10 protein-coding genes are annotated in these 12,278 nt (G+C 48.3%); 5 read left to right on the forward strand and 5 right to left on the reverse strand.

Translation table 11 applies throughout. The annotated features are described in order from the left end of the window. Nucleotides 1-119: 119 nt before the first annotated feature. The 4 genes from M2277_RS10670 to M2277_RS10685 form a co-directional block, all read right to left on the reverse strand. On the reverse strand, nucleotides 120-1,247 hold the full coding sequence (locus tag M2277_RS10670; protein WP_006207940.1) for an ArnT family glycosyltransferase: 1,128 nt from the start codon (nucleotides 1,245-1,247) through the stop codon (nucleotides 120-122). A 148-nt stretch (nucleotides 1,248-1,395) separates the two neighbouring features. Next, complete coding sequence (locus M2277_RS10675) at nucleotides 1,396-1,626, reverse strand: hypothetical protein (protein WP_006207941.1); 231 nt, start codon at nucleotides 1,624-1,626, stop codon at nucleotides 1,396-1,398. 129 nt (nucleotides 1,627-1,755) lie between these two features. Beyond that, nucleotides 1,756-3,612 (reverse strand): bifunctional diguanylate cyclase/phosphohydrolase, encoded by a 1,857-nt coding sequence (locus M2277_RS10680; protein WP_040680197.1) that lies wholly within the window; start codon nucleotides 3,610-3,612, stop codon nucleotides 1,756-1,758. A gap of 264 nt (nucleotides 3,613-3,876) precedes the next feature. Next, entirely contained in the window at nucleotides 3,877-4,494 is a 618-nt protein-coding gene (locus M2277_RS10685; RefSeq protein ID WP_006207944.1) for a DUF5317 domain-containing protein, read from the reverse strand. A gap of 302 nt (nucleotides 4,495-4,796) precedes the next feature. Here M2277_RS10685 and M2277_RS10690 point away from each other — a divergent pair, with 302 nt between their 5' ends. Then, entirely contained in the window at nucleotides 4,797-5,000 is a 204-nt protein-coding gene (locus M2277_RS10690) for a cation transporter (protein WP_006207945.1), read from the forward strand. A 177-nt stretch (nucleotides 5,001-5,177) separates the two neighbouring features. Beyond that, nucleotides 5,178-5,918: an oxygen-insensitive NADPH nitroreductase gene (nfsA, locus tag M2277_RS10695; RefSeq protein ID WP_036643848.1), complete on the forward strand. Its 741-nt coding sequence runs from the start codon at nucleotides 5,178-5,180 to the stop codon at nucleotides 5,916-5,918. A gap of 103 nt (nucleotides 5,919-6,021) precedes the next feature. Here nfsA and M2277_RS10700 read toward each other — a convergent pair whose 3' ends face one another. After that, nucleotides 6,022-8,340: a helix-turn-helix domain-containing protein gene (locus M2277_RS10700; RefSeq protein WP_280754745.1), complete on the reverse strand. Its 2,319-nt coding sequence runs from the start codon at nucleotides 8,338-8,340 to the stop codon at nucleotides 6,022-6,024. Nucleotides 8,341-8,694: 354 nt separating this feature from the next. On the opposite strand from M2277_RS10700, the gene M2277_RS10705 reads away from it, so the two are divergent. The 3 genes from M2277_RS10705 to M2277_RS10715 all read left to right on the forward strand — a co-directional run bounded on the left by M2277_RS10705 (nucleotide 8,695) and on the right by M2277_RS10715 (nucleotide 12,215). Then, the gene (locus M2277_RS10705) at nucleotides 8,695-9,675 is read left to right on the forward strand and encodes an ABC transporter permease (RefSeq protein WP_036643842.1); all 981 of its coding nucleotides are present in this window, start codon (nucleotides 8,695-8,697) and stop codon (nucleotides 9,673-9,675) included. A 30-nt stretch (nucleotides 9,676-9,705) separates the two neighbouring features. Beyond that, complete coding sequence (locus M2277_RS10710; RefSeq protein WP_006207950.1) at nucleotides 9,706-10,590, forward strand: carbohydrate ABC transporter permease; 885 nt, start codon at nucleotides 9,706-9,708, stop codon at nucleotides 10,588-10,590. 71 nt (nucleotides 10,591-10,661) lie between these two features. After that, nucleotides 10,662-12,215 carry an extracellular solute-binding protein gene (locus tag M2277_RS10715; protein WP_280754746.1) on the forward strand — a complete coding sequence of 518 codons (1,554 nt, stop codon included), beginning with the start codon at nucleotides 10,662-10,664 and terminating at the stop codon, nucleotides 12,213-12,215. Nucleotides 12,216-12,278: the final 63 nt, after the last annotated feature.

A 12,278-nucleotide genomic window follows, 5' to 3' on the forward strand; every position in this document is an offset into this window, starting at 1 on the left:
AGACGTTTCATCAACCTGAAAGGTTATGCAAAACTATGGAAAAACGCCTGAAGGCACGAAATCAAAAGTGCTTTCAGGCGTAGGTGGCCGCTGTGATAGGATCGGCTTCGTATTGATGCCTATTTGCGGAGCAGGCGGGATCTATGCGCGTATATGATCGCTTTGTCTGCCAGAAATGCAGCGTATAGAAGCAGAAAGACCGAATAAGGAAAGCCGGTTCCGTCCAGGCTTGGAACGAACCATTCGGCGGCAATGAAATACAGCAGTGTCAGCAGCACCGGCAGCTGCCGTTTCAGGCGGTATTTCCACACAGACCAGATCACGCCGGCAACCCCGGCGAACAGCATAACGAGGCGTACGGCATCCAATGCGGATTGTACGACTCTTCTTGCTTCCTCATTACCTATGGCAGCCGCATACTTGGAGGTGCGGCCGGCAAATATGCTTCGGAAGAGATGAACCAAGGGGTTGCCTTCAATATATCGGGATTCCAGCCACAGTGAGGCGAGGTTCCACGGCCCGGACATATACCTCAACCGATTAAAAAGCGGGATGTTCAGCCACCATGGAGACAGGATGAGCAAGTAACCGGCACTAATCAGAATAATACCTCCGGTTACGATTTTGACCGGGCTGCGGTACTTGATCCAGAAGGGAATGAACAATACCGGGTACAGCAGTGCCTGCAGATTGTAACAAGCCATAAGAGCGGTAAGTGCACCGGCAGCGGCATACCAGCCAGCCTGCCTCAATTCAAGCGCTCCAATTACAGCGCAGGCCAGAAGCAGCATTAAGGTTTGCATCGTAATATCCGGCAGGATCAGGCGCACTGCGCCGTAAGCCGGCCAGAACAGAGCATAGATGAAGCACGACAGAAAGGCGATTCGCGTATTGAACATGTAGCGGGACAGCACAAATACCAAGTAAACGGAAAAGGCATGAAAGATGCATTGGAGCAGCTGGTACGCGACCAGAGCAGCATCCATGCTGCCGAATAGGGCAGCAAGTCCGGCAATCATAAGCGGCACACCGGGCATGACGCTGGAGGAATGGTCTTCAAGGTCTCCACCGGGGTGGCTGATCATGGCCGCACTTTGGATATATCGTTCTTCGATTACACTGCTAATGCTCGGTGAGGGTTCATGTCGGCCAGTCAGCACCAGCAGACAGGACATCACCAGAACCGCTGCAATCAGTATCAGCAGCAACCTTCGCTGCACACGGTTTAACGTCCATATGGAAAACAAAGGCTCCACTCCACTCTTTATATAATCTGTAGGTTAATCACATACATACCCTTATATATTAAAGAAAATTCAAGGAAATAAAAAGGCTCCGCAAAAAACGGAGCCATAAGTTCAAATGACGTTCGATTTAACCAGGATCTGTCCCATTCTAGAAGCCGCTGTGATATTTATCGGCGCTGGAAGATCGTTTCTTCGATGTGCCGTCCCGCTGCTTCTCTTCCTGGCGCTCCAGCCTGGCATCTTCCATCGGAATCGGGTCCACATGCTGCTCGCTCTCAAATTTATCGAACAGGCTTTCTTTTTCCGTTGGATATTGTTCAGGGTGATCCATGTTGCCGGGACCGTTATCAAGCGGTAGATCCTTCTTTTTATCAGCCACTGATCTCACCTCACTATCATTGTGATACTACCTTTATACCTTATTTGAGGAAGCATCAAACATCGGAATGACGGAGGGAGGGGGATGGTCCACTCAGGAGATCACAGGAGATCACTCAAAGTATCCACTTTATGATGTCTCTAAACCAGCTGCGGGCTGCTGCTGTGTTTCGGCTTTAAGCCTGAGATAATGAACAAACAGTTCAACAAGTTCCGGATCAAATTGTGTGCCGGAGCATCGGTGCAGTTCCTCAATCCCTTCTTCGAAGGTTTTGGTTTTCTGGTATGGGCGTTCCGTTGTCATCGCATCAAAAGAATCAATAATAGTCAGCATGCGGCACAGCTTGGGGATTTGAATGCCCTTGAACCCGTGCGGATATCCGCCGCCGTCGTAACGTTCATGATGCAATTCAATATAAGGAACCAGTTCCTTGAACTTCTCGTTGGTTTCCGCAATCCGTTTACCCCAGCTGACATGTCGTTTTACGGTTTCCCATTCCCCGGCAGTGAGCTTGTCCCGTTTGTTTAAAATACCCCAAGGGATTTCAAGCTTGCCAATATCGTGAATGAGTGCGCCGAGTACGAAATTGCGCCGCTCGACACTATCGAGTCCGAGCACTTCACTCATATCCATGGCGTAGCGAAAGACGCGCTTGGAGTGCTTGAACGTATCCACGTCTTTATACAAAAAGAGTTTAAGCTGCTGCTCGATATCGCGGACGTCATCCGCGAAGTCAATCTCGGATTCTTTATTGGCACCGCTGCCGTATACATGCACGTTGTTTTTACCCTGCTTCTTGGCGTAGTACAGCGCCTGATCGGCAAGCTCGACAAGCTGTGACTTGTCGTGGATGTCAATCCGGTACGTGGCAATGCCGGCAGAGTAGGAGAGACAACCGGACGGGAAAATTTCGACCCCTTCGAAATAGGTATCGTTCAGCTTTTTGCGGAGTCTGTTAATGAAGGAACGGGCTTTGTTCTCATCATAGCCTGGCATGAGGATGGTGAATTCTTCACCGCCGAAGCGAGAGGCTACTACCTCTGCCACTTCGGATTCCACCTTTAGGTAATTGCCAAGGAACCCAAGGAGCATGTCTCCCTTCAAATGCCCGAACTGATCGTTGTACTTCTTGAAATCGTCAATATCAATCATGGCCAAAGACAGTGGTGTATCATTTGCCTTGGCTTTCTTGATTTCGTCTTCAAGCAAATTTTCGAAATAGCTGTGATTATATAATCCTGTTCGCTGATCTTTGATTGCTTTTTCTTGAACTTCATTGTACATGGAGAATAATTGTTTGAAGGAATAGGAGAGCATAATACTCAAACCTATGAACAAAGTTAAGCCGAACACGCCATTATGAACGATAAGAACGGAAAGAACCATGGACAGGATGAGCGTGCTTAAATAGACAAGCAGGGTGTCTTTTATGAAGGATTTAAGGATGTCATATAAAGATCCCCGATATAGCAAATAATAGTAGAAACCAAGGAGAAACACGTTAATTATAAAATATACGAGCAAGGCGCCGAGGTAAGCTCCAAAATGATTGTTTAGAATAGGTCCTGTCTGACCTCCTGCAGCGTTGAACACAAGGGAGGATCCGACGATCATAAGTGTATATATAGAGAAGTTTACGAAATGCTTCCAGAATGGAATTTTTCTGTCATATAGTGCTATTGCCAGAGTGTTAAACAGAATGACAGAAAGAGCGAATGGTGCTCCGTATATGAAAATGCAAGCCAAATAAACAGACGAATCCATGGATTGCAAATTACCCTCAGGCGGTAGCTGAAAGGTGAAGTAATTTAATATTAGGGCGGCACCTAACATTGCATAAACCCATACCCACTGTGAAGGGGAGTAATATAAAAATTCTCCTCGATGTACTAGTAGAAAGGTTAAACAGCCCATAAGTGAAATAAACACAAAATACAGCTGTCCTGGAAGTTCTCGAGAAATCTTAGGACGCTTAAATATGGACATAACGGTTTCTCCTCAAAAAAGCATGGTGTATTCTCCACATTTTAAGATATAATGCGTCGCAAAACAACGAAAAAGATATAAAAAAACAGGCTGGAGTTCTCAGCCTGTTTTTTTGAAATAAGTCTTATTATCCCAATCTATAACCGGAAGTCAGAGCGACAACAACGGAAGCAACGATGATTGCATTCAAAACGATGCGGTTATACTTGATTTTATCAGTTTTCTTCATAGTTCTCCCTCCTTTCCAGATGGTATGATGTATTATTAATTTTGTGGTTCAACTTGTTCAGTAGTATCGGATTTTCGAATTATATTTTGAACGGTGGTATTCTTGCCGGAAGTCATGAGATGCACGATGTAGAGAAAAATACCAATGTTCATAATAATATCGCCGATACTGATTACCTGCGTTCTTGGATAGGGTGGGGATAACGGTATGATATCACCAAGAAGAGACAGGCGAGTGGAAGCATCCATTAAATAATGTTTGGTTGTAGCTGTCGCATCCATGAGCATGTCCACGTATATTGGATCAAGAACAGAAGCGGCACTCATGGATACGGGCATTCTGCCACCATTGACCGCCATGACGAGAAAGTTGAGGAAGACACCGGCTAATATACTGCCGAAACCTTTCTGATCCCGGTTCATCCAGAGGAAGATCATGCCGGCAACATAGATGAGCATAAAAATATATCCACTTGCGGCTGCCAGCCAATCAGAATTCTCTTGAAAACGGAATATGAGCAGCTGTACGATCAGGAGAATTGGGAAGATTAAGCCGCCCTTCAGACGTATCTTGCTGAATTGCAGCAGTCCGTGGCGGAGTCCGCCTCGTATCAGTCCGACAATTAACCCTAGTATAATGCCGTCAAATACCATGATAGAATTCCTACTTTCATAGTTCAGTATCTCTGTAATAAGATAGTTCGACAGCGAAGTGGTAATTCCTGCAACCAGATTCAAATTTTATGGAAAAATTTCGGAGAATTATTTAAAAAGCTTGTCCCTTTATGTTTGAATCTAAGAGTTTATATACATTATAACAGATTAAAAGGATAAATCTTCCTACTTTTTTCGTGTTTCTATTGCAGAAAGAAGCAAATTCATGAACTTTACATACCTATGGGGGGTATAGTACAGTTAAAGTGTAACGAATATCATGTAAATAGGAGGACAACATCATGAAACAGGTGACATTGACAGTGGAGGGCATGTCTTGCAATCATTGCGTGAACTCGGTTGAAGGCGCGCTGAAGAGTGCGGGAGCGTCAGGCAAGGTCGATCTTGCATCCAATACAGTGGCTGTCGAATATGACGAGAGCAAGATTAGCCTTGAAGCACTGAAAGAAGCGATTGAAGAGCAAGGGTATGATATCGTATCCTGATGGAGCCCATTAAATTCCAAAGCTGAGAGCCTTGGCTGAATATGAAACCGGATGCCGGATACTGGCATTCCGGTTTTTTTGCTGTAAAGTCACAGGCTGTGTGAGCTTGCGCAGCCAGATTTGAAGTTTCATAATAGATGGAACCATTCTTATAGAACATGAAGGAGTGAGTACCCGATGAACGATACATTGTCACTGCTGATGAATCATCGATCGATTCGCAAATACTTGGACAAGCCGGTGTCGGAGGAGCAGCTTAGGGCCGTTGTGGCAGCAGGCCAGATGGCATCCACATCCAGTAATGTTCAAGCCTACAGCATCATTGCGGTTACCGATCAGGAGAAGAAGCGGCGGCTGGCCGGCTTGGCCGGTAATCAGGCTTATATTATAGAGTGCCCCGTATTCCTTGTGTGGTGCGCAGATCTGTATCGTTTGAAAAAAAGTACTGAGGCGCATTCGGGTGACAAGGAGACGTATGAAGATTCCACCGAGAATTTCATTGTGGCCACCGTGGATGCCGCTTTGGCTGCGCAGAATGCCGCGATCGCTGCGGAATCGCTGGGTCTTGGCATTGTGTACATCGGAGGGGTCCGCAACTCGATAGCTGATTTCTCCGAGGCATTGGAGCTGCCGGACCTGGTCTATCCGGTATTTGGCATGTGCCTCGGCTACCCGGACCAGGATCCGGGGCTTCGTCCACGCCTTCCGGTAGAAGCGGTCCTGCACCGGGACAGCTACAATCCGGGAGCCATTGAGGAAGTAAGAAGTTATGATCAGGTTTCCGCGGATTATCTATCCAAGCGGACAGCAGGCAAGAACAGCACGCCGTGGTCTGAACTTATGGCCAAACGCTTGGCGGAGCCGGTAAGACTGCACATGAAGGACTTTCTAAACGGGAAGGGTTTTATGAAGCGTTAATATAATGAACAGAGCCGCTTTAGGGTTGCTTCCCGCAACCCTAAAGCGGCTTTTTCAATGTTTCCCTATATGGAGAGCGGTTCTTCATAATGCCTGTGCCATATCATTTGCCAATTCCCTGCTGACGGTATTGGCCGGGCGTGATTCCTTCGAGTTTTTTGAACATCCGATTGAAATAAGGGGGCTGATACCCCGCGGCTTCCGCAATCTCATGAATGCGAAGATCCGTGGTCAGCAGCAGCTCTTTGCAGCGGTTCATTCGGAACGTTGTCAGATAGTCGATATAATTGGTGCCCGTCATCTGCTTGAATGCTTTGCTCAATTGGGATGCGCTGACGCCGGCCTCCATCGCCATGACATCCAGGGAGAGGTCCTGCATCCCGTTCTGCTCGATTTGCTCCAGCACGTTTTCGACTAGCGATTTCATGGAGCTGCTGAAGTTCTTGGTCAGCTGCTCGAGGTAGGGCTCGATGATTTCGCGTTGGAACCAGTCCACACAGGCCTTCGGGTCCCGAAGCAGGGACATCTGTTCCTGCAGATTGGAGAAATTATACACCTGATACGGATTTAAACCGGCCTGCAGCATAGACCGGTGAACGCTTGTGATTAAACGCATGAGCCCATGATGGACATGCCACTCCGAGCCTCCTCCGGCCTGAAGCGACGTTACGAAGCGGCTTAGGGATCGAAGCGCATCCCTCTGAAGTCCGAGATTCAAGGCATGAATGAAATCCTGCTCCAATTCCAGCGGATAGTCGATCCAGTCATTTTTCTGGGAAAGCACCGTGTCTGCTTCCAGCAGCTGGCTGCCTGCATCGAAGGAGCGGTAATGCAGCGCCCTTTTGGCCTGCTCGAGAATATGAGGAACATCGGTCCAGGTTGAGCTCGGTCCCCCTAATACGATGGTTGCCGACATGCGGAGTGTATCGCGCAGTGCCCGTATGATCTGATCGCACAGCAGCTTCATCCTGTGCATCTGCTCGTCGGCTGTGTGGGAGTCTGGAACGATCAAGATGACACCGAAGGAGCCGTCGAAGAAATTGATGGGATGCATATACGCGCTTATGTCCTCGGCCAGCTCCTGGATAACGTTCAATGCGGCATAGGTAAGTAGATGCTGATCGTTTTCCGTTAGAGGCGCGCGGTCCTCCCCGTGAGTATGCTGCTGCAGCACCATCGCGGAGAAATGTTTATGGGTAATATCAAGCTCCATCTCTTGCAGCTTGACCACATACTCGGGCTCCGTCAGGTGAGAGGCTTGTCCGCTCAGAAATTGATTGATATAAGCCTCTCTGATCGAGGGCAAGGATCGCTTCCATTGATTTTGCAGTGTATCATGCGAGAATCGGTACTGTTTCCACTCATGTTCAATATAATCCAGTTCATTGTATCGCGAGTTCTGCTTGGTCTGATCGCCGCCAACGATATTCAGCATCTTGCGGATCGGACGGTACATGCTCTTGGAGGCGAACCAGCTTGCGCCCAGGGAAGCCGCAAGCGCAAAGGCAAAACAGATCAGAATGATATGGGTATAAGGCTTCGTGGGAGCGATGATGTTGGATTGCGGCGTTCCGGACACATAGGTCCAATTCTGCTGCATTTTCTCAAATTGAACGGTATTCACCAGCAGTACATCCTGATCGACTGGAACCTTCATCCGCAAATGATTTGTGTGTTGGGCATTCTGAGGCAGCTTCAGCTGTTCCAGAATCGCACTCATCGCTTTTGGCATATTGCGGCTCATTCCGGATTCCCCGATGATATGGCCCTGGTCATCCAGCAGGAACGAGAGATTCTCGCTATTGCGGATCACATGCAGCTTCGACGGATCGATGTAGATGACAATCGCGCCGTAGGGTGTATGACCGTTGAACGGAAGTCTCATGACGAGTGCGTGTGAGGACCTCTCCTTATTGAAAGGCCGCTCCAGGTCATGGACCCAGAACATATCCGAATCCCCTTCCATGAGTTTGTTAAAGTTTAACGCATCCTGAGCCTGATCCAGCGTTCGAAGCCCGAGGTCGGGCTCCATGATTTTATTTTGTTTTTTGATGTAGAGATAGACCTGATCCACCAGGGGATCGGCGTTTTCCACGAGGTTCAGTGTATTAAACAGCTCGTTTGTCTCCTCGATATTCGATACAAAGTCCATGTCGGACAAGGAGGGCTTAAAATGCGGCTTCACGACCATATTGAGCGCATAATGGACCAACTGGGTGAATTGCTCGTCCACTTGTCTCGCGGCGTCAACCAGAGCTTCCTCGTTGCGCTGCTGATACTGGTTGATCATATGCTGGTTCCCCACATACAGGTAAACGGCGGTTATGGCTGAGATGGGGAGGCATGTCAACAGCACGGCAAGCGCGATGCTTCTCCAATACATAATACCTTTGAAACCGGATTCAGGATTCTGCTGCCTCATTACTTTAACCCCCTGTTGGCATAGACAATTCAAGGCTAAATCGTAGAAAGCCGGAAATGATTAAATACTATCATAGCGAATGAGCGGATCGGTTGAAAAGATCATATTTTCCTATTGGTGTTGGTGAGAAGCTGTTTATTCACCCAGGAAAAAAAGTGCAATCCAAGGAAATGGAACATAAGAGATGCCTTGCAGAATCAGCACTCGCCGTGCACTGTATCGACCGGAGCCGGATTCAAGGCCCTGCGGAAAAAAAGTGGAATTGCAGGTAATTTTGCAACCGTTTACATTAAGGTTACGTTCCGAGAACGGTATGTTGGACGACACGACAAGGCTGAAAGTGAGGGAGTAACGATGAAAGCACAAGAAACCGTTCGGTCGGCAAAAGGAAACAGGAGGCCGCCCATTCCATTGAAATCCAAAACAAAATGGGGACGAATATGGTCGGATGTTGCGCGTGACAAGTATTTGTATGTGCTGGCTTTGCCGGGCCTTATCTTTTTTATCATTTTCAAATATATTCCGATTACGAATCTCGTCATAGCCTTCCAAGAGTATTCTCCCTACTTTGGGGTGTTCGGAAGCCCTTGGGTAGGGTTTGAGCATTTCACCCGGTTTTTCTCCAATCATGACTTCTGGATGCTGCTGCGAAATACGTTAGCGATCAGCTTCCTGAGCCTGATTTTCTTTTTTCCGGCACCGATCATTCTATCCTTGATGCTGAACGAAGTACGAAGCTCCATCTATAAGAGGACCATTCAATCTCTGGTGTATATCCCCCACTTTTTGTCGTGGGTATTGATCTATGGCCTGACCTACCTGATGTTCTCGCAATCGGAGGGCCTGTTCAATAAGTGGTTAATCTCCATGGACTGGCAGACGGTTGATATTCTCTCCAACCCGAACTACTTCTGGGGCATGCTGACGGCGCAGTCCATCTGGAAGGAGATTGGATGGGGAACGATCATCTTCCTCGCCGCCATTGCCGGAGTGGATCCGCAATTATATGAAGCGTCGGTCATGGACGGTGCGGGACGGATGAGACGGATGTGGCACATTACCCTGCCCGCGATGCGTAACGTGATCCTGATTCTGTTGATTCTGCGCCTGGGCACGATCCTCGATACGGGATTCGAACAGATCTATCTGATGATGAATGCACCTGTCACCAATGTAGCCGAAGTGTTCGATACTTATGTGTACCGGGTCGGGATTCGTCAGGGTGAGTTCAGTTACAGTACAGCTATCGGATTATTCAAATCGATTGTCGGTGTCATTATGGTGGTTACGGCCAACCGATTGGCAAGGCGATACGGTCAAGAAAGCTTGTACTAACAGATCGGCGAAGACAAGGAGGAGTAAAGCATGCATGAGAAAGGATGGAAAACAAGGCTGTTTGGTCTTGTAAATAACAGTCTGCTGCTGATCATCGGTTTGGCAACGATATTTCCCATTTACTATACCGTTATTTTGTCGTTTACCGATCCCGTGGAGTATTATCAACGAAGCCTGATTCTGTGGCCGCGCGTTTGGACGCTGGATGCTTATAAGCATCTGCTGTCCAACGGCTTGTTTGTCACTTCGATCTCCGTTAGCGTGTTTCTGGCTACGGTGGGCACGCTGCTCAGCCTGCTCGTGACCGGGGGCCTGGCTTACGCGGTGTCCCGTAAACGCCTTCGATTTCGCAAGGCCATGATGGTTATGGTATTAATCACCTTTCTCTTTACGCCAGGGCTGGTTCCGCTGTACCTGGTCGTCCGTAACGTGGGACTCATTGACAGCATTTGGTCGCTTATCCTGCCCAGCTTGACCAGTGCGTGGTACGTGCTGCTCATGAAGGGATTCTTCGACAGCATCCCGGAAAGTCTGGAGGAAGCCGCGATGATCGACGGCTCCAATGATATCGGGGTATTTTGGCGGATTATCCTGCCGTTGTCGCTGCCTGCGCTGGTAGCCTTCGGGTTGTTCTTTGCGGTCGGTTATTGGAACACCTACTTCAACGCACTGATGTTTATTAATGACCAGAAAATGTGGCCGCTGCAGGTGCTGCTGCAGAATATGCTTGTAGATCCAACCACAATGGGTTCGGGCAGTGGCGGAGGATTCGCCTTCCAAGTGAACCGCCCCGTTCCAACGGAAACGTTGAAGATGGCAGCGGTTGTTATTGCAACCGTTCCAATCATGTTAGTGTATCCATTCCTGCAGAAACACTTCGCCAAAGGGGCGATGGTGGGCTCCGTCAAGGAATGAGTCGATATACGGTCTGTTTTTGCCACCATGATCAGTCAGGTCGAATAATTCTAAATAAGGGAGAAGGTCTAATGATGAACAACATGGAACCAAAGTCAGGTAAGCCGTTTTTAAAAATGACAGGGCTGCTGCTCTTGGCAAGTTCGCTCTTGCTTAGTGCTTGCGGCAGCGGGGCTGGTAGCGCCTCGAGCGATAACGTGGGAGGAACAGACAGCAGTGAACCTACCAGCATTACGATCCAGACCTTGAACTATGCCACCGAATTTATTGACAACACCAATCCGCTTTGGAAGGAGCTGGAGAAACACACCAATACCAAACTGAACATTACGTGGCTGTCCCCATCCACGGCTGAAGAGAAGATCAATGTCATGCTCGCATCCGGTGATCTTCCAGAGGTTACTTTTGTGGAAACGATGCAGAACCCTCAGCTTCAGAAGATGCTGAAGCAGGGGGTGTTCTGGGATTTGACGCCTTTTCTTAAAGACTACCCGAATTTAAATCGCGAAGAGTTGAAGGACATGTGGGAGATCACCAAGGTGGACGGCAAGAACATTGTCATTCCGCGATACTATCCAAGCTATGGCGGCGGTGTGTTCCCGATGATCCGCAAGGACTGGCTGGATGCCCTTGAGCTGGAAACGCCCAAGACTCTGGATGAGTTTCATAATGTGTTAAAAGCTTTCAAAGCTCAGGACCCGAATGGTAACGGACAGGCTGATGAAATTCCATATGCGGCGAATCCCGGCGCACTTGCTTACATTTATAATCTCTTTAATGAAACGCAAGGGGCATGGAAGCTGGAGGCCGATAATACGCTGTCTCCTATCCTTACGTCGGACGAGTCCAAGGAGGCCATGTTGTGGATCAAAAAGGCCTATGAAGAAGGATTGTTCCCCAAAGATTTTGCGATCATGAAGTTCTCGCAGGTGATGGATACGATGCGAAGTGCCAAGGCAGGGGTAGGCGGCATGTCCATGAACCATGCGTGGGTAACTGGCGAAGCGGTGAAAAATGTGGATCCCAAGGCTGATTTGATGCCGCTTGCCTACTTGGAGAATCCAAACGGAGTGAAGTATACGCCTTCAGGATCTCCGTACTATGGAGTGTACCTGATTCCGAAGAAAGTGCCGGAGGCAAAAGTGAAAAAAATTCTGGAGCTCTTCGACTATGGCTACAGCCCGGAAGGAAATGAGATGCTGACCTACGGGATTGAAGGCGTCCATTACACGGTCGAGAACGGGAAGAAGGTTGCAACGCCGCAGGCCGTCAAGGATAAGACAGGTGACGGCAACCTGAACAATTTCATTCACCTTGTAAGTGACGACATGGCCATCAACGCGGTAGGGATGCCGGATGAAGTATACACACGGAACGTAGACATCGTCACGGAGCGCAAGACGGTGCAGGTTCCGAATCCTTCGGGAGAGTTGTATTCGGAAGCCTATAACAAATACTATCCAGAAATCTCCAAGAAAGTGGAGGATATGCGTGTCATGGTCATCACCGGGAAAGAACCGGTTGAGTCGTACGATAAATTGATTGAGACGATAAAAAATGATCCGAAAATGGCGGAAATTACGGAAGAGATGACGAAGGTATATCAAGAGAAGTTTGCAAAATAATGGAGTGATCCCAAACCCCGCAATGCGTGTGAATTCACGCATTGCGGGGTTTTTCGCGGGTGT

Source organism: Paenibacillus sp. LBL, from assembly GCF_029893715.1.
In the GTDB taxonomy this organism is placed as follows: domain Bacteria; phylum Bacillota; class Bacilli; order Paenibacillales; family Paenibacillaceae; genus Paenibacillus_AQ; species Paenibacillus_AQ glucanolyticus.